Annotated in this window: 16 protein-coding genes; 10 read left to right on the top strand and 6 right to left on the bottom strand. The window is 72.5% G+C overall.

The window, feature by feature from the left end:
* Positions 1–23: 23 nt before the first annotated feature.
* The 3 genes from ABD223_RS13025 to ABD223_RS13015 are packed head-to-tail and all read right to left on the bottom strand — an operon-like array spanning position 24 to position 2070.
* Entirely contained in the window at positions 24–551 is a 528-nt protein-coding gene (locus ABD223_RS13025) for a TlpA family protein disulfide reductase (RefSeq protein ID WP_344036364.1), read from the bottom strand.
* Complete coding sequence (locus tag ABD223_RS13020; RefSeq protein WP_344036363.1) at positions 551–1387, bottom strand: LmeA family phospholipid-binding protein; 837 nt, start codon at positions 1385–1387, stop codon at positions 551–553. Before ABD223_RS13020 ends, ABD223_RS13025 begins: the two co-directional genes overlap by 1 nt.
* Positions 1384–2070: an alpha/beta hydrolase family protein gene (locus ABD223_RS13015; RefSeq protein ID WP_344036362.1), complete on the bottom strand. Its 687-nt coding sequence runs from the start codon at positions 2068–2070 to the stop codon at positions 1384–1386. The genes ABD223_RS13020 and ABD223_RS13015 overlap by 4 nt, the downstream gene beginning before the upstream one ends.
* Before the next feature lie 228 nt (positions 2071–2298).
* Between ABD223_RS13015 and ABD223_RS13010 the strand changes: the two genes are divergently transcribed.
* The 10 genes from ABD223_RS13010 to ABD223_RS12965 all read left to right on the top strand — a co-directional run bounded on the left by ABD223_RS13010 (position 2299) and on the right by ABD223_RS12965 (position 11706).
* The gene (locus ABD223_RS13010; protein WP_344036361.1) at positions 2299–3051 is read left to right on the top strand and encodes a winged helix-turn-helix domain-containing protein; all 753 of its coding nucleotides are present in this window, start codon (positions 2299–2301) and stop codon (positions 3049–3051) included.
* A gap of 92 nt (positions 3052–3143) precedes the next feature.
* A complete protein-coding gene (gene mshD / locus ABD223_RS13005; protein WP_344036360.1) occupies positions 3144–4022 on the top strand; it encodes a mycothiol synthase in 879 nt (292 codons plus the stop codon).
* A 193-nt stretch (positions 4023–4215) separates the two neighbouring features.
* Positions 4216–5337, top strand: coding sequence for a phosphate ABC transporter substrate-binding protein PstS (pstS, locus tag ABD223_RS13000; RefSeq protein WP_344036359.1), 1122 nt, complete (start codon positions 4216–4218; stop codon positions 5335–5337).
* Positions 5338–5371: 34 nt separating this feature from the next.
* The gene (pstC, locus tag ABD223_RS12995) at positions 5372–6427 is read left to right on the top strand and encodes a phosphate ABC transporter permease subunit PstC (protein ID WP_344036358.1); all 1056 of its coding nucleotides are present in this window, start codon (positions 5372–5374) and stop codon (positions 6425–6427) included.
* Entirely contained in the window at positions 6424–7341 is a 918-nt protein-coding gene (gene pstA / locus ABD223_RS12990) for a phosphate ABC transporter permease PstA (RefSeq protein ID WP_344036357.1), read from the top strand. Before pstC ends, pstA begins: the two co-directional genes overlap by 4 nt.
* A 10-nt stretch (positions 7342–7351) precedes the next feature.
* A complete protein-coding gene (gene pstB / locus ABD223_RS12985) occupies positions 7352–8128 on the top strand; it encodes a phosphate ABC transporter ATP-binding protein PstB (protein WP_344036356.1) in 777 nt (258 codons plus the stop codon).
* Positions 8129–8359: 231 nt separating this feature from the next.
* A complete protein-coding gene (locus ABD223_RS12980) occupies positions 8360–8761 on the top strand; it encodes a hypothetical protein (RefSeq protein ID WP_344036355.1) in 402 nt (133 codons plus the stop codon).
* A gap of 21 nt (positions 8762–8782) precedes the next feature.
* Positions 8783–9316, top strand: a complete 534-nt coding sequence (locus ABD223_RS12975; RefSeq protein ID WP_344036354.1) for a DUF3558 family protein — start codon at positions 8783–8785, stop codon at positions 9314–9316.
* Positions 9317–9331: 15 nt separating this feature from the next.
* Positions 9332–10912: a hypothetical protein gene (locus ABD223_RS12970; RefSeq protein WP_344036353.1), complete on the top strand. Its 1581-nt coding sequence runs from the start codon at positions 9332–9334 to the stop codon at positions 10910–10912.
* Entirely contained in the window at positions 10909–11706 is a 798-nt protein-coding gene (locus tag ABD223_RS12965) for an ESX secretion-associated protein EspG (protein WP_344036352.1), read from the top strand. The genes ABD223_RS12970 and ABD223_RS12965 overlap by 4 nt, the downstream gene beginning before the upstream one ends.
* 29 nt (positions 11707–11735) lie before the next feature.
* On the opposite strand, the gene phoU is transcribed toward ABD223_RS12965, so the two are convergent.
* From phoU to ABD223_RS12950, 3 genes are all read right to left on the bottom strand, one after another.
* Complete coding sequence (phoU, locus tag ABD223_RS12960) at positions 11736–12404, bottom strand: phosphate signaling complex protein PhoU (RefSeq protein ID WP_344036351.1); 669 nt, start codon at positions 12402–12404, stop codon at positions 11736–11738.
* A 79-nt stretch (positions 12405–12483) separates the two neighbouring features.
* Positions 12484–16533 (bottom strand): LCP family protein, encoded by a 4050-nt coding sequence (locus tag ABD223_RS12955; protein ID WP_344036350.1) that lies wholly within the window; start codon positions 16531–16533, stop codon positions 12484–12486.
* 210 nt (positions 16534–16743) lie between these two features.
* Complete coding sequence (locus ABD223_RS12950; protein ID WP_344036349.1) at positions 16744–17607, bottom strand: GGDEF domain-containing protein; 864 nt, start codon at positions 17605–17607, stop codon at positions 16744–16746.
* Positions 17608–17638 lie beyond the last annotated feature (31 nt).

Here is a 17638-nt window from a genome sequence, read left to right as displayed (position 1 = left end):
CCATCAAGTGGGAAATGCCAGGTTCACCCGATCGGGGGCGGCAGGTGTGGGCGCAACGCCGCCGCGAGCTCGCCCGGTTCGGGGACGCCGCCGACGCGCAGCAGCTCGGTCCCCTCGCGGTCCAGCGCCAGGGTCGTCGGCGCGCGCAGCACGCCGAGGTCGCGGGCGACCTCGGGCAGGTCGGTGACGTCCAGCTCGACGTGCCGGAGGCCCTCGGTGCGGTCGGCGAGGTCGGCCAGCAGCGCCCGGGTCCGCTTGCAGGTGGTGCAGAACGAGGTGGACAGCTGCACCAGCGTCACCGGGGCGCGCGGGTCGAGCAGGTCGCGCACCGGACCGGGCAGCCCGTCGCCCGCAGGCCCGTCACCCGCAGACCCGTCATCCGGCAGCCCGCCGCCCGGTCCCGGGTCCACCGACCCGGTGCGCGCAGGCCCGGTGGGCGCGGACCCGGCGCGCGGCGGCGCGTGCCGGATGCGGCCGTCGCGCGCCCGGAGCAGCACGCCGATCACGACCACCGCGGCGATCGAGGCGAGCAGCGCCCACACGCCGGTCATCAGCCGGCGCCCTGGTCCAGCGGGATGTCGTTGACCGTGCCCTCCACGATGAACGCGCCGCTCTCCACCTTCACCGCCGTCGGCGTCGCGGTGAACGGCAGCCCGCCCGGGTCGATGACCACGCCCAGCGCCTGGCGGACCGTGCCGAGCACCGCGTCCAGGCCCTGGAGCGAGGCGTCGTCCAGCTCGACGTCGTTGACCGCGATGGCGATCCGGCCGTCGATCAGCGACACCGTGCCGTAGGCGGCGAGCCGGATCTTGCGGCCGGCGACCGTGGTGCTGCCCGACAGCTTCACCGCCGCCACGGTCGGGTCGGGCTTCGGCGCGACGGCCTGCTCGGGCGCGGGCTCGTCGTCCTGCCTCGCCTCCCGCTCGGCGCGGTTGTCCGGCTCGATGGTCATGTCGTTGAACGGCGTGACCTTGTTGACCAGCAGGTTCAGGTCGCTGGACTTGATCTTGACGCTGCCCCGGACCTGGTCGATCCGGGCGTTGGCGGTGTCGCCCGCCAGCAGCTCGGACAGGCCGATGCGCACGTGGCGCAGGTTCGCCCGGATCTCCAGGTTGCGCAGGTCGTCGCCCACCGGCACGCCCGCCGCGCTGATCTCGATGTCCCGGTAGTCGCCCGCCAGCGCCTGCGCGAGGAACGGGAAGCCGTTGATGCGGACCGCCGGGTCCTCGCTCAGGCCGAACTTGTCCCGCATGCGCTGGGCCACCTGGTACTCGCCCGCCGCGGCCAGCCCGTAGTCGGCGGCGACCAGCACGGCGCCCGCCACCAGGGCGGTGATGATCAGCTTGCGCCCGCGGGTGGAACGGCGCTTGGACTCGTTGGCGGTCATCGTCGGTCGGTGCTCCCCAGGGAGTGTCGGGCCAGCCAGGTCGCGATCCGGTCTACCAGAACCGGCGTCATGGCCGATTCCGCGTGCCGGACGCCGGGCTCCAGCCACAGCTCCGCGTCCCCGCCCGCGGCGCGGTGCAGGGCGACGGCGTGGGCCGGGCCGAAGTAGTGGTCCTGCTCTCCGTGCACGATCAGCAGCGGTGTCGGCGCGATGCGGTGCGCGACCTCCAGCGGGCTCTCCGGGGTCGCGCTCCACGGCGGACCCAGGCGCACGCCCAGCGCGCGGGCGGCGAGCCTGCCGTGCGGCTGCTCCAGCAGCCAGTGCACCCGGCGCATCGCGGGCGTGTCGCGGACCCACCAGCGGGAGGGCGCGCTGACCGCGGCCACGGCGTCCGGCCGGTCCTCGTGCAGGGCCGCGTGGCGCAGCGCGATGGAGGCCCCCATGGAGAACCCGACGGTCACCACGCGTCGGTACCCGAGGTCCCGGGCCAGTGAAACGCCCGCCGCCAGGTCGTGCACCTCGTCCCGGCCGACGGTGGAGGAACCGCCCGAGCGGCCGTGGCCCCGGAAGTCCAGCGCGACGACCCCGCCGTGCGCCGCGAACCGGCGCAGCACCCGGGAGACGAAGGGCTTTCGTACGTGGTTGGTGAAGCCGTGACCGACCACGAAGGCCAGTTCCGTCACGGGTCGTGAAGACCTCACGTGCACACCGTGAAGGACGACGGCATCGTGTGACACGGATGTAACAGGCGTGACGCTTGTGGAAACAACTGTGACTCTGACCTGCTGACCTGGGCCTTTTGTGGCGTGCACCGGTATCGTCTCCGTCATCCGCAGGCAACGGGGCCCGGTCACCGTACTTCGCTCGCCTGGTCCGGTGACCACGCACCGGCCGAACGAGAGGGCGCCGCGATGAGCATCGATGTGCTGCTGCTGACCACCGACTCCGACCCAGAGGCGGTCCTCCCCGCGCTGTCGCTCCTCCCGCACGAGGTGCGCCCGCTGCGGCCCGAGGTCTCGGCTCTGCTGGAGGCGGGTCCGCACGACATCGTCCTGGTCGACGCCAGGACCGACCTGGTCGCCGCGCGCAGCCTGTGCAGGCTGCTCGACTCCAGCGGCGTGGACGTGCCCGTGGTGGCGGTCGTCACCGAGGGCGGCCTGGTCGCGGTCAACTCCGACTGGAGCGTCGACGAGATCCTGCTGCCCACCTCCGGCCCGGCCGAGGTGGACGCCCGGCTGCGCCTGGTGCGCTCGCGCCGCGGCGCGGCGCAGACCGGCGGCGACGGCTCGATCCAGCTCGGCGAGCTGGTCATCGACGAGGCCACCTACACCGCCCGCCTGCGCGGACGCCCGCTCGACCTCACCTACAAGGAGTTCGAGCTGCTGAAGTACCTGGCGCAGCACGCCGGCCGGGTGTTCACCCGCGCGCAGCTGCTCCAGGAGGTCTGGGGCTACGACTTCTTCGGCGGCACCCGCACCGTGGACGTCCACGTCCGGCGGCTGCGCGCCAAGCTCGGCCCCGAGCACGAGTCCCTGATCGGCACCGTGCGCAACGTGGGCTACAAGTTCGTCCGCCCCCCGCGCCCGGGCAGCGCCCGCCGGGCAGAGCCTGAAGTGGTGTTCGACGGCCACGACCCCGTCGCGGCGAACTCGGCCGCCTGGTAGTCGGCGGCTCGCCTGGTGGTCCGGTGCGCCCGGTGTTCCGGCGCCCGGTGGGTTCGCGAGCCTGGTGGTCGTCGTCCATATAGGTTCTTGGCGTGGAGCTGAGCTGGTCCGAAGAGCTTTCCCCCGAGCAGGTCGGTGAGGTCACCGGCCTGCTCGGTGTCGTCCAGGGCGTTGACGGGGTGGCGCCGGTCGGTGAGGCCGTGGTCCTGCGGCTGCGGCCCGGCGCGGTGGGGAGCGCGCACCTGCCGGCCCGCCGTGACGGCGTCCTCGCCGGTTACCTGCACCTGGACCTGCTCGGCGACGCCGACGGCAACCAGGTCGCGGAGTTGGCCGTCCACCCCGACCACCGCCGTCGGGGTGTCGGCTCGGCGTTGCTCGCGGCCGTCGCGGAGCGGGCGCCGTCGGTGCGCGTCTGGGCGCACGGCGGCCTGCCCGCCCAGGAGGCCCTGGCCGCGAAGCTCGGCGCGCGCAAGGTCCGCGAGCTGCTGCGCATGGGCCGCCGGCTCGACGCCGACCTGCCCGGACCGGTGCTGCCGCCCGGCGTGCGGCTGCGCGCGTTCGAACCCGGCCGTGACGAGGAGGCGGTGGTCCGCGTCAACCACCTGGCCTTCTCCTGGCACCCCGAGCAGGGCGCGATGGGCGTCGAGGACCTCCGGGCCAAGCAGGGCGAGCCCTGGTTCGACCCGGCCGGGTTCCTGCTGGCCGTCGACGCCGACGACCGGCTCCTCGGCTTCCACTGGACCAAGGCGCACTCGGCGGAGCTGGGCGAGGTGTACGTGGTGGGCGTCGACCCGGGCGCGCAGGGTGGCGGCCTGGGCAAGGCGCTCACCCTCGCGGGCCTGGCGCACCTGCGCGCCGCGGGGCTCACCGAGGTGATGCTCTACGTCGAGTCCGACAACGCTTCGGCACTGGCCGTGTACACCAGGTTGGGCTTCGCCCGATGGGACTCCGACACCCAATACGCCGGGTAGTGACAAACCCATCACGTCCTGCAAACGCGCAGGTCACGGATCACCCAAAAGGCGGTGTGACTCGCGACCTCCCGTGTGGTGTTCACCTCCCGTTCACTTTCTCCTGGGACCGCGTCCACCCTCGCTGCCTACCGTCCGTGTCGAGCGGCGGGACAAGCGCCGCGGAATCCGCCCTCGTAGCTGGAGGACCCAGGTGAAGACCAAGCGACACGGCGCCGTTATCGGCCTGATCGCGGCCGGTGCGCTTCTGCTCACCGCGTGTGGCAGCGACAACAACGCCGGCAACACCGGCGCGGCGCAGACGACCGGCGAGTCGTCCTCGCCCGTCGAGTGCGGCGGCAAGTCGAAGCTGAGCGCAGAAGGCTCCTCGGCGCAGAAGAACGCGATCGACACGTTCGTCCAGGCTTACCAGCAGCGGTGCTCCGGCTCCGACCTCGCCTACAACGCCTCCGGCTCCGGCGCGGGCGTCAAGCAGTTCATCGCCGGCCAGGTCGACTTCGGCGGCTCCGACTCGCCGCTGTCGGAGAGCAAGGGCGAGGTGGCCTCCGCCGCCGAGCGCTGCGAGGGCAACCCGGCGTGGAACCTGCCGATGGTCTTCGGGCCGGTCGCGCTCGGCTACAAGCTGGAGGGCGTCGCCGACCTGACCCTGAACGGCGAGGTCGCCGCCAAGATCTTCAACGGCACCGTCAAGAAGTGGAACGACCCGGCCATCTCCGCGCTGAACTCCGGCGCGTCGCTGCCCGACAAGAACATCACGGTCATCTACCGCTCGGACGAGTCCGGCACCACGGACAACTTCCAGCAGTACCTGGAGGCCGCGTCCGGGGGCGCCTGGACCCAGGGCGCCGGCAAGCAGTTCAAGGGCGGTGTCGGCGAGGGCAAGGAGAAGTCCGCCGGTGTCGCGCAGGCCGCCGGTGCGGTCGACGGCGCCATCACCTACGTCGAGCTGTCGTTCGCGCAGGACAACAAGCTGTCCATCGCCAAGATCGACAACGGCTCCGGCGCGGTCGAGCTGAACGAGCAGTCGGTCGGCAAGGCCATCGACGGCGCCACCATCAAGGGCACCGGCAACGACCTGGTCCTGGACCTGGGCTCGATCTACGGCGCCAGCACCGAGGGCGCCTACCCGCTGCTGCTGGCCACCTACGAGATCGTCTGCTCGAAGGGCTACGACGCCGACACCGCGAAGGCCGTCAAGGCGTTCCTCACGGTCGCGGCGACCGACGGTCAGGCCGGTCTGGCGGACGCGGGCTACGCTCCGCTGCCGAAGGCCTTCCAGGAGAAGCTGCTGACCGCCATCGAGGCCATCGCCTGATCAGGCCGGCAGACTCCCCACCAGCGCCATCGCGATGAACGAACGCACAGTGGCCAAGCGCCCCGCGGGCACCGGCACGACCGGTGCCCGTGGGGGCGTTCCGGCCGCCCGACCCGACTCGGAGGCTCCGATTCCCCCGACAGCGGAAGCCGACAACAGGTCCCACGTCCGGCCGGGCGACCGGATCTTCAAGGGCCTCGCCACGGGGTCCGGCATCTTCATCGTGGTCCTGATCGCGGCGATCGGCATCTTCCTGCTGCTCCAGGCCATCCCGTCCCTCGGGCTCAACCACGTCAACTTCCTGACCAGCCGCGAGTGGTCGACCGGTGACGTCGGCGACATGCGCTTCGGCATCCTGGACCTGTTCCTGGTGACCGTGGTGTCCTCGGCGTTCGCCCTGGTCATCGCCATGCCGATCGCCCTGGGCATCGCGCTGTTCCTGACCCAGTACGCGCCGCGCCGGCTCGCCCGGCCGTTCGCGTACGTGATCGACCTGCTGGCCGCCGTGCCGTCGATCATCTTCGGCCTGTGGGGCCTGCTCGTGCTCGGCCCGGTGCTCACCCCGATCGGCGAGTGGCTGACCTCCACCCTCGGCTGGTTCTTCCTGTTCGACGAGGGCAACGTCAGCATCGAGCTGGGCGGCACCATCTTCACGGCGGGCATCGTGCTGGCCGTGATGATCCTGCCGATCATCACCGCGGTCAGCCGCGAGGTGTTCGACCGCACCCCCGTGACCCACGTGGAGGGCGCCATCGCGCTCGGCGCGACCAAGTGGGAGGTCGTGCGGACCACCGTGCTGCCGTTCGGCAAGGCCGGCTACGTCAGCGCGTCCATGCTCGGCCTCGGCCGCGCGCTCGGCGAGACGATCGCCCTGATGATCATCCTGAGCGGCACCGGCGCGGCGTTCGCGTGGAGCCTGTTCGACGGCGGCGCCACCTTCGCGTCCAAGATCGCGCTCGCCGCACCCGAGTTCAACGACCCGCGCACCGCGGGCGCGTACATCGCCGCCGGTCTGGTGCTGTTCGTGCTGACCTTCGGCGTCAACGCCGTCGCCCGGTCCATCGTCGCCGGTCACAAGGAGTACGAATGACAGCGACCGACACGGCGGACCTGAACCGCCTGGCGACGCCGCCGACGTTCCAGAGCGTCAGCGGCGCCCGCCGGTTGAAGAACGGCACCGCCACCGCGCTGGTGTGGGCGGCCTTCCTGGTCGCCATCGTGCCGCTGATCTGGGTGCTGTACGTGGTGATCCAGCGCGGCCTGCCGGTGGTCCTCGACCCGGACTGGTGGCAGAAGTCGCTGTCGGGGCTGCTGTCCCGGCAGCAGGGCGGCGGCGTCTACCACGCCATCTACGGCACCCTGGTGCAGGGACTGGTCTGCGGCCTGCTGTCCGTGCCGCTCGGCCTGTTCGTCGGCGTCTACCTGGTGGAGTACGGCGGCCGGTCCAAGCTGTCCCGCGCCACCACGTTCATGGTCGACATCCTCACGGGCGTGCCGTCCATCGTGGCCGCGCTGTTCATCTACACGCTGTGGATCACCTACTTCGGCTTCGGCCGCAGCGGGTTCGCGGTGTCCCTGGCGCTGGTGCTGCTCATGGTGCCGGTGATCGTGCGGACCACCGAGGAGATGCTCAAGATCGTCCCGGACGAGCTGCGCGAGGCGTCCTACGCGCTGGGCATCCCGAAGTGGAAGACGATCGTGAAGATCGTCATCCCGACCGCGCTGTCCGGCATCGTCACCGGCATCATGCTGGCCCTGGCGCGGGTGATGGGCGAGACCGCGCCGGTGCTCGTGCTGGCCGCGTACGCGCCGTACATCAACTACAACCTGTTCGACGGCCCGATGGCCTCGCTGCCGCTGCTGATGACCTCGGAGCGGAACAACCCCACGCAGGCGGGCTTCGACCGGATCTGGGGTGCGGCGATCACCCTGGTCATCATCATCACGCTGTTCAACCTGCTGGCCACCGTGATCTCGCGGTGGCTGGCTCCGAAGACGAAGTGAGCGGGCGGTCATGGCCAAGCGCATCGACGTGAAGGACCTCAACCTCTTCTACGGCAAGTTCCACGCCGTGGACGGGGTCTCCCTGGCGGTGCCGCCGCGCAACGTGACGGCGTTCATCGGCCCGTCCGGCTGCGGCAAGTCCACCGTGCTGCGGTCGCTGAACCGCATGCACGAGGTGGCGCCCGGAGCCCGGGTCGAGGGCAAGGTGCTCCTCGACGGGGAGGACATCTACGCCTCGTCCGTCGACCCGGTGCAGGTGCGCCGGACCATCGGCATGGTGTTCCAGCGGCCCAACCCGTTCCCCACCATGTCCATCCGGGACAACGTGGTGGCCGGGCTGAAGCTCGCCGGGGTGAAGAACAAGAAGAAGCTCGACGAGGTGGCCGAGCGCTCGCTGCGCGGCGCCAACCTGTGGAACGAGGTCAAGGACCGCCTCGACCGCCCCGGCGGCGGGCTGTCGGGTGGTCAGCAGCAGCGGTTGTGCATCGCGCGGGCGATCGCGGTGCAGCCGGACGTGCTGCTGATGGACGAGCCGTGCTCCGCGCTGGACCCGATCTCGACGCTGGCGATCGAGGACCTGATCACGGAGTTGAAGAAGGACTACACGATCGTGATCGTCACGCACAACATGCAGCAGGCGGCCCGGGTCTCCGACCAGACGGCCTTCTTCAACCTGCTGGGCGTCGGTCAGCCGGGGCGGCTGATCGAGGTGGACGACACGGAGAAGATCTTCTCCAACCCGACCCAGAAGGCGACGGAGGACTACATCTCCGGCCGTTTCGGCTGATCCTGCGTTGTTCGGAGGGGCCCTTCCGCCTGTGGGCGGGAGGGCCCCTCTCGTCTGGGGCGTCCCCGTCGTCCACCGCTCCCCGCCCCCTCGCGCCGCAGGTGAGAGCGCTTTTCGCGCGTTCGGGTGACACCGGAACCAGCCGTGCGCGCCGGTCGTCAAAGTCAGGACAAGGTAGCCCTTTCGGGGGTACCTTGACCGATGAGATCGGCAGACTCGCAGGGGGTAACCGTGGCGCCGGAAGGTGCGTGGAGCGCACAGTCCATGCAGGCGATGACGGCCAACATGGCCAGCCTGAAGCAGGCAGCCCAGTCCGGCTCCTTCGCGATCAGCCAGGAAGGCGCCGAGGCTTACATCAAGGCCATCGAGGCGGCCCAGCAGGACCTGGTGAAGGTTGACGCCAACATCTACGTCCTGAACGAGCCCACCAGGCTCGGCACCAGCCCCGATTCGCAGTCGATGAGCTCCTACAACATGGAGAGCGCCCAGGGCGGTGCCGGCACGACCGGCATAATCCCGGCGCTCAACCAGCTCAAGGCGGCTCTCGAAGACGCGAAAGCGGCGATGCAGGAAGCTGTCAAGAACTACAGCAACGTCGATGACGACCAAGCCGGCAAGTACGGCCGCTACTGAGGTGAGGGTGAGTTGACCAGGGTGACCCGACCGGTTCTGGTGCTCTCGTTGGCAGCGCTCGCCCTGGTGGGGTGTTCGACCAACGAGCCCGGCAACCCGACTTCCGGGACGACTACCGACGCGGCGACGACGTCGAAGGGCTCGTCACCCACCACGACGTCGGCCGCGGGTGGTTCTCCCCTCGCCGACTTCGACCCGTGCGCCGAGATGGAAGCGTTGAGCGGCCAACTCAACCTCACCGGGATCGAGGAGGACGGGAGCCAGGAGTGCTTCGCCCGGTACTCGTCCGAGGTGGGCGTCATCGCCAAGGTCTTCCTCGACCTCCCGCTGGACGAAGCGGGCAAGGGGCCCAATGCCGAGGTCAGCGACACCTCGGTGAACGGGCGCGAGGCCAAGCTCGTCCGCCGGGCCGCCTCGGACACCGCGTGCGCGGTCGCCATCGGGGTCGGCTCCGACCGCTTCGACATCGTGGCTTCCGCGAACGCCTCGCTGGACCAGGCTTGCGACGCCGCGACCACGTTGGCCGAAGCCCTCGAACCCCAACTGCCGAAGTAAGCGGAGGAGGACGTCGTGACGCCGCCGAACCACAACCACAACAGCGACGCGAGCGAGGTCGACTACTCCGGCGACCGGCAGGAACAGCTCGACCGCCAGCAGCGGCAGAACATGGACGAGGCCCGGGAGCAGGGGGGCTTCATCCCGACGGTCGTCGCCGCGGTCGAGAACGTCCGCGACCAGGCGGCCCTCGACCAGCAGATGGCAGCTGACCAGGCACGCCTGGCCCAGGTGGTCGAGCAGTACCGGCCGCCGATGTCCTCCTCGTGCCAGCACTACATGGGTCACGACCACCCGGCCCTCAAGGCCATGGTCAACGACAACATGGACCCGGGGACCGCGAACGAGCAGGGCCGTGCCTGGACCGACGTCGGCAACGCCCTGGCCACCCTGCAAGAAGGGCTTTCGCGGGCCACCGAGAGCAGCAAGGACGCCTGGCAGGGCCAGGCCGCCGAGTCGGCGCGCGGCTACTTCTCCGGGGTCGCCACCTGGGCGGGCGACGCCGCGCAGGGCGCGCAGCTCACCGGCACCAAGCTGTTCGACCAGAGCCAGGCCGCCGAGACGGCGAAGAACACCATGCCCGAGCCGGTCGACTTCAGCACCGCCGACGCCTACCGGATGCTGCTCTCCGAGCCCAACCCCTTCAAGTGGGCCGGGACGATCGACCAGATCGAGCAGAAGTTCGAGGAGAAGCAGCAGGCCCACGAGCGGGCGGCCGAGGTCATGACGACCATGGCCGTCAGCTTCCAGGAGTCCGGCGCGGCCATGCCCGCCTTCTCGCCGCCCCCGGCCATGTCGGGCACGGGCGGCACCGGCGAGAACGAGAACACCGGCACCGGCGAGATCAACGGCCGGCCCACCGTGCCCAGCGGCACCGGGACCGGCACGGGCACCGGGACCGGGACCGGCACGGGTGACCTGCCCGGTGGCGGCAACACCAACCAGTCCGGCTGGACCGGCCCCGGCTACACCCCGCCCGGTGGGGGCGGTGGCGGCGGCGGTGGTGGCGGCATCACCCCGCCCGGTGGTGGCGGCGGTGGCATCAACCCGCCGGGGGTCTACCCGCCCGGGACGTACCCGCCCGGCGGCGGACCCGGCAACCGGCCTCCCGGCACCCGACCCCCCGGCTACCGCCCGCCCGGCCTCACCCCGCCCGGCCTCACCCCGCCCGGTGGTCGACCCGGCGGCGGTCCGGGTGGCGGTCCCGGCGGTGGCGGCCTCGGCGGGCGCGGCGGCGGCCTCGGTGGTGGTGGCGGCGGCCTCGGTGGTCCCGGCGGCCTGGCGGCGTCCGGTCGCGGTGGCGGCCTGGGCGGTCCCGGCGGATTCGGTCCCGGCGGCAGCGCGGGCGCGCTCGGCGAGGCCGGGCGGGCCGGTGTCGGTGGCGCGGGCGCGGGCGCCGGTGGCTTCGGTCCCGGTGGCGGCGCGGCGGGTCGCGGTGGCGCGGCGGGCGCGGGAGCCATGGGTGGCATGGGCGCGGGCGCCGGCGCCGGTCAGGGCGAGGAGGACAAGGAGCACAAGGCCGCCTCGTACCTCGTGGAGACCGAGGACGTCTTCGGTGACGGCACCATGGTCGCCCCGCCGGTCATCGGCGGGTGAGCGTGTTCTCGTTCACCCTGTCCCACGCGGCGGCCGACATGCTGTGGGAGGACCTGAAGCTCGGCAGCCGCCCCTACCCGTTCGACTTCCCCTACCTCGGGCGCACCACGGACGAGCGCGACGGCATCCGCACCGCCGTCCACCGCGACCTGGAGTCACGCGGCCTGCTCCGCCGCGGCCGGGTCGCGCCCGAGGTCGAGGAGGGGCTCAACCTGATCGTGCGGTTCGACTTCTGCCTCAACGCGGTCGCCTCGCTGGACGCCCGCAACGTCGACCGCCAGCTGCTGGCCCGAGGCGGCGCGACCGGTGAGCGCGCCGCCGTCGCGGTGATGGACGACCGCCAGATCAAGATCGGCCTGATCCGCTCGGCCGCCCTCGTGCGCACGTTCGTGGACCTCGTCCCGAACAGCCGCCCGGGTCCCGGCCAGTCGGTCACCGTGCCGATGCCGTCGGCCGCCCCGCCACCGCGGCCGACCCGCGACGAGGACTTCGGCAACGCCACCTTCACCCGCGCCATGGCGCCGCGCTCCACCGCGGGCACGCAGGTCCGCGCCCTGGAAGCGGTGTTCGAACGACCCCGGCTGCGCGCCGGCCAGTTCGGCGTCACGGTGCGCGGCAGGCACGGCCGGGAGCAGCGCGCGCCGCAGGTCGCGTGGTTCGACAACGACCAGGGTCGCTACATGTCGCAGACGCGGCAGGGGCAGGACGGCCAGAAGTGGCTCACCCACGCCCCCGCCGACAACGCGCGCATCGCCGCCCAGCTCGTCCAGGAGCTGAACGGCCTGCTCACCTAGCCTGACGGGGTCAACCCCCGACCGGGCGACTAGGCCTCGTCGGTGCTGCCGCCGTAGCCGGGCATCCGGCCGGTGACCACGAAGACCGTCCGCTTGGCCACCGACACCGCGTGGTCGGCGAACCGCTCGTAGAACCGGCCGAGCAGGGTGGTGTCCACCGCCGAGGGCACGCCGTGCGCCCACTCCTTGTCCATGATCACCGTGAACAGGTGGCGGTGCAGGTCGTCCATCGCGTCGTCGGCGTCCTCCAGCGACCGCGCCCGCGCCACGTCCTGCGTGCGGATGATGTCGGTCGCCTCCCGCGCCAGCTCCACCGCGATGCGGCCCATCTCGGCGAAGTACGGCTCCACCGTCTCGGCGAGCACGTGGTTCGGGTGCCTGCGGCGCGCGGCCTTGGCCACGTGCAGCGCGAGGTCGCCCATCCGCTCGACGCTCTCCGCGGCGTGGATCACCGCGAGCACGATGCGCAGGTCCGTCGCGACCGGCGCCTGGAGCGCCAGCAGGGCGTAGGCCTGCTCCTCGATGCCCGAGCGCAAGTCGTCGATCTTGGTGTCGTCGCCGATCACCTGCTCGGCGAGGGCGAGGTCCGCCCCGAGCAGCGCCCGGGTGGCGTGCTCCATCGCTTCGCCCGCCATCGCGCACATGTCCGCGAGCTGGCCGGCGAGTTGTCCGAGCTGGTCGTGGTAAGCCTCGCGCATGGTCATCAGCCTACGTGCGGGTCATCGCGGTAGCGACCCACCCCGGTGAACCGGTGGTGAACCCGCGACGTCCAGTCGACTACCCCGCGCACGGGTCGGCGGCGGCGTTGACCACGGCCAAGTCCTTGGGCGGTGTGACCTTGCCGGGCTCGCCGGACGTGGCGCCACCCTGCGGCGCCTGGACGACGCCGTCCCAGCCGGGACCGATCAGCAGCTCCACCGCGCCGCCCATCGACGGGTCGACCACCAGCGTCGCACCGGGCACCGACGCCAGCAGCGTCGCCGCGGCGTCCTCGCCGCCCACGTTGTACTTGATGATCGTCTTGTCGGTGGTCTGGCCGTTGCCGTTGATCACCACCTGGTAGCCCAGCGCCTCCAGCTCGCGGGTCGCCTGGCCCGCCGCGCCGTCCGCGGACTCGTCGCCGTTGCGCACCTGGATCTTCACGCCCCGCGGGTCGACCACCTTGCCCTCGCGCGGTCCGGCGGGCGCCGACGCCGAGGTCTGCTGCTTCGCCTGGTCCGCGGGCGGGTCGGTGTCGGTCTTCTCCTTGGGCAGCGGCGTGCCGTCGATGATCGCCTGGAACAGCGACTTGGTCTCCTCCACCTTGAGCACCTCGACGTTGTCGTCGTTCGACAGCGTCGGGCCCTCATCGGTGACGTGCGGGACGGTGACGAAGCTGACCCGTCCCGCGTCCAGGCTGCGCAGCGACTGGGCGAGCGTGAGCATGTCGTTCACGCCGATGTTGTCGCCGACGGTGGCCGAGGCGAACGCGTTGAGGAAGCTGTTGAGCTTGCCGGGGTTCAGCAGGATCTCCGACGACAAGGCCTTGCGCAGCAACGCCGACAGGAACTGCTGCTGGCGCGTGACGCGGTCGTAGTCGCCGAACTGCTCGCCGGCCACCTTGCGGGCGCGCACGTAGTCGAGGGCCTTGCCGCCGCCGATGTCGTACTTGCCCGCCTTGTCGAAGATGGTGCCCAGCTCGTCGTCGACCATCGGCTTCGGCACGCACACCGTCACCGCGCCGACCGCGTCGACCATGCCCTTGAAGCCGTTGAAGTCGATGCTGATGAAGTGGTTGATCTCCAGGCCGGTCAGCTCGGTCATGAACTTCGCCACGCACCGCGGCCCGCCCACCGCGTACGGCTCGTTCGCCATCACGTCGCTCTCCCGGGCCAGCTCTTCACCGGTGTACTGGCCGGTGACGGGGTCCCAGCCCTCGCACTCGGGCCGCTCGATCCGGAGGTCGCGCGGCACGGACACGACGACCATGCGCTTCCGGTCGGCCGGGACGTGGGCGAGCATGAGCACGTCGGACCGCGCGCCCTTCTCCGTCGTCGCGGTGCCGACGCCGTCCTCCGGCCGGGCGCCCGCGCGGGTGTCCGAGCCGACGATGAGGAAGTTCTCGTCGCCGAGCTGCTTCTCGGCCTCGTGCACGGCGGCCGAGTTCGAGCCGAGCGCGTCGACCTCGACGAACTTGCTGTCGATGTAGAGCATCGCGCCCCACCCGACGCCGGTGGACACGAACACCAGCACGGCGGCGGTCAGCGCGACGCCCTTGATCGTCTTGACGATCTTGCTGTGCTTGGCCGTGCGCGCGCGGCGGCGCGGCCGGTCGTCATCGTCGTCCGGGTCGGCGACCGGCGAGGCGTACTCGGTGGCGTCCTCGTCGTGTTCGGCCTTCCACGGCATGAGCTTCTGGCGGCGCTCCTTGCGCTGCCGCTCCTGCTCGGCGAGTTCGTCGTGGACGGCGGAGAAGCGGGCCAGCGTGTGGTCGACCTCGCGGCGCTTCTTGACGTCGTCGCTGATGGCCTCCATCTCGGTGGTGAGGCTCATCGGGTCGATCTGCTCGCGCGGAGCGGGACCGGGGTTGCCGTTGCCGCTGTTGCCGAGGCGGTCGGGGGGCGCGGCCTTGGGGCCCTGGTCGAGCGCTTCGGCGGGGTCCTCGGCGAACCGGCGTCCGGGCACGTCGCCGACGGGGCGCGGACCGCTGCCCTCCGCCAGGCGACGGGGGCCCGGGGCGTCCTCGGGGCGGTTGTGGGGCACTTCGGGCGGGCCGCCGGCGGGGCGTCGACCGGTGCCTTCCGGTGCGGGGCCGTCCGCCGGGCGACGCGGGCCGCCGCCGTCCACGGGACGACGACCGGTGCCCTCCGGTCCGGGACCGTCGATCGGGCGACGCGGGCCGTTCAGGTCTTCGGGACGCGGGCGCGGACCGCTGCCGTCGGGGAGGCGGCGGCCGGCGGGCACGTCCTCACCGGGCCTGCCGGGTACGTCGGGACGCGGTCGACGGCCGGTGCCGTCGGGTGCCGGACCCTCGGCGAGGCGGCGCGGGTCGTTAGGTGCGGGTCCGTCGGCCAGGCGGCGCGGACCTTCCAGGTTCTCGGGACGCGGGCGCGGACCGCTGCCATCGGGGAGCCGGTGGCCGTTCGCGTCCTCGCCGGGACGTCCCGGCGCCTCGGGGCGCGGGCGGCGACCGGTGCCCTCGGGACCGGGCCGCGGCCCGCCGAGGTCCTCCGGGCGGGGCCCGTCGGTGAGCCGACGACCGATCGCGCCGGGAGGCACGACCTCACCGGGGTGCGGGGGGACGTCGGGGCGAGGTGCGCCCGGGTGGGGCCGCCGACCCGTGCCCTCGGGTCCTTCCGCCGCGCGGCGCGGTCCACCGACCTCGCCGGGGACGGGCGGTCGCGGGCGCCTGCCGGTGTGCTGCTCACCGGGACGCGGTCCGTCGGCGAGCCGCCGACCGGTCCCCTCGGCGGGGTGGGGCCCCGGAGCGCCGTCGAGTTGGTCGGGCCGCGGGCGCGGGTCGACCGGTTGTCGCGGACCGCCGTCCACGGGGCGGCGCGGTGCGTCCGCAACCCGCCTGCCGGGACCTGCCTGCTCATCCGCTACGCGCCTGCCGGGCCTCGGCGGCTCATCGGCCATCCGCCTGCCGGGCCCCGCCGGCTCGTCGGCCGCGCGCCTGCCCGAACCCGGTGGCTCATCGGCCATCCGCCTGCCCGGACCCGCCGGTTCGTCGGCCGCACGTCTGCTGGAACCCGGCGGCTCGTCGGCCACGCGCCTACCAGGGGCCGGAGGCTCGTCGGCTACCCGCCTGCCGAGGTTCGGCGGCTCGTCGGCCATCCGCCTGCCGGGAGCGGCGATCTCGTCCGCCGCCCTCCTGCCCGCACCGGCGTCCGGCGCGCGGAGGTCGGCGTCCGCCGCGCGCCGGTCGAAACCGGCTTCCGTTCTGCGATCCGGACCGGCTTCCCCCCGCCTGCCGGGGCCGGGACCGCCGTCAGCGGCCCGCCTGCCGGGACCACCCGCCACGGGCTCGTCGGCGAACCGCCTGCCCTGCGAGCTGTCCGCCGCACCGTCCGGGAAGCGCTTGCCGGGTCCGGCGCCGGGGAGGTCCTCGGCGAACCGCCTGCCGGGACCCGCCGGTTCGTCGGCCGCGCGCCTGCCGGGCGCCGGTTCGTCGGCGAACCGCCTGCCCGCGGCGTCGGGTCCGGGTGGCTCCGGCCGGGCGCGCCGGCCGGTGCTCTCCGCGGTGCGCCCGGGAGCCGGGAACCGCCTGCTCGCCTCGCCGTCGATGTCGCCGGGCCCCGCGTCGCGACGGGGTTCCGGGCCGCCCGCGTAGCCGTTGGCCGGTCGCGGTGCCTCGGGGAAGTCGCCGGGGCGCTCCTCGGCGCGGCGGCGGCGACCGGTGTCCTCGGGGTGCGGTCGGGGCGTCCGGGCGCCGGCGCCCTCGCCCGTGGGCGAGAAGAACTCGTTCGTGGGAGGCGGCGCGGTGGCGCGCCTGCGGTCCGCCGGCGGCGCGCCGGTCGCGGGCCTGGGGCGGGTCCCGGCGTCCTCGGGGGCGAAGTAGTCCGGCCCGCCCGGCGCCTCCGGCGCGGCCCGCCGCCCGGTGCTCTCCGCGGACCGGCCGTCCAGCGGTCCGCGGGGCTCGTCGGGCTCGGGCTCGGGCGCGGCGCGTCGGCCGGCGGGGGGTGGCACGGGGCGCGGCAGGTCCGTCCGGCTGTGCTGCTCCAGCAGGTCGGACACGCTCAGCCCGCCGTCGTCCAACGACCTGCGTCGACGGCCGGTCGGTTGGTCGTCCTGCGGGGCCTGGTCACCTCCGGGTCCGGTGCCGCCACGGCGGGGCTCGTCGGGCACCCGGTCTCCCTTCAGCGTCGGTCACTAGTGGGTCGTCATCACGAGTTGACGACAGCAAGGACACAGTGGTTGCACCAACGGCGTGTCACTTGCCTTGGCGATACTACGGATGACCGCCAGTCCTGACGACCACTCCCGGTGATACAGGGGTCGTCAGTACTCGGTTACGCGCAGCAGACTACGCCTGAAAGGGTGAGTGGCTGTCTGGTGTCAGTAACCGGCGACCCGGGGTTCGGCGACCCCGCGTCGCCCAGAAGCGGCACCGGCCAACCGGACCCGGCCGTTCTCCCGGTAGGCGACCGCGTTGCGTCCTGACTGCTTGGCCGTGTACAGCAGGCTGTCGGCGCGCAGCAGCTGCTGCTCGGGGGCGACCGGCGGACGCGTCGACGAGTCCCCGGCGGGCGGTTCGTAAGCCAACCCGATGCTGACCGTCACCCGCAAACCGGGGGCCAGCGAAGCCCAGGCGTGACGCTCGACACGCATCCGCGCCGACTCGGTGATCTCCACCGCGGCCGACGCCGGCGTGTCGGGCAGCACGAGGACGAACTCCTCGCCGCCGTAGCGGGCGCAGAAACCGCCCTCCGGCAGGTCCTCCTGGAGCAGTCCGACCACGCGTTGCAGCACGCGGTCGCCCAACAGGTGCCCGAAGGTGTCATTGACCTGCTTGAACCAGTCGAGGTCGATCAGTGCGATGGCCAGCCCGGCCGCCATCGAACCGCGCGTGGCGACGATGTCCACCAGGCGCTCGTCGAGGTAGCGGCGGTTGTAGCTGTCGGTGAGGCTGTCGCGCAGGCTCTGCTCGCGCGCCTCGGCGTGCTCCCGGCGGAGCCGGTCGACCTCGCGGCGCAGCTGCTCGGGGACCTGCGGCTGGTCGTCCTGGTCGGCGCAGACCAGGTCGAACGCCGAGCGCAGGTGCTGATACGCCTGCCGCCACTGGCCGCGGGAGGCGAGCAGCGTCGCGATGGACTCGTGCAGCTGGACCAGGCCAGGTCCGTCGTTCTCGACCACCGCGTCGTCCTGCTCGTGTCGCCCGTCGCGGTCGAACTCGGCGACCTCGGGTCGCAGTGCGGTCATCGTGCTCACCTCCCTACTTGCCAAGGTGTCG

It is taken from the genome of Saccharothrix xinjiangensis (assembly GCF_039527585.1).
Taxonomy (GTDB): domain Bacteria; phylum Actinomycetota; class Actinomycetes; order Mycobacteriales; family Pseudonocardiaceae; genus Actinosynnema; species Actinosynnema xinjiangensis.
This window is presented reverse-complemented; position numbering and strand designations above follow the sequence as displayed.

Coding starts and splice junctions, on each gene's coding strand:
- ABD223_RS13025 (WP_344036364.1), bottom strand. CDS start 551: ATGACCGGCGTGTGGGCGCTGCTCGCCTCGATCGCCGCGGTGGTCGTG.
- ABD223_RS13020 (WP_344036363.1), bottom strand. CDS start 1,387: ATGACCGCCAACGAGTCCAAGCGCCGTTCCACCCGCGGGCGCAAGCTG.
- ABD223_RS13010 (WP_344036361.1), top strand. CDS start 2,299: ATGAGCATCGATGTGCTGCTGCTGACCACCGACTCCGACCCAGAGGCG.
- pstC (WP_344036358.1), top strand. CDS start 5,372: ATGAACGAACGCACAGTGGCCAAGCGCCCCGCGGGCACCGGCACGACC.
- pstA (WP_344036357.1), top strand. CDS start 6,424: ATGACAGCGACCGACACGGCGGACCTGAACCGCCTGGCGACGCCGCCG.
- pstB (WP_344036356.1), top strand. CDS start 7,352: ATGGCCAAGCGCATCGACGTGAAGGACCTCAACCTCTTCTACGGCAAG.
- phoU (WP_344036351.1), bottom strand. CDS start 12,404: ATGCGCGAGGCTTACCACGACCAGCTCGGACAACTCGCCGGCCAGCTC.
- ABD223_RS12950 (WP_344036349.1), bottom strand. CDS start 17,607: ATGACCGCACTGCGACCCGAGGTCGCCGAGTTCGACCGCGACGGGCGA.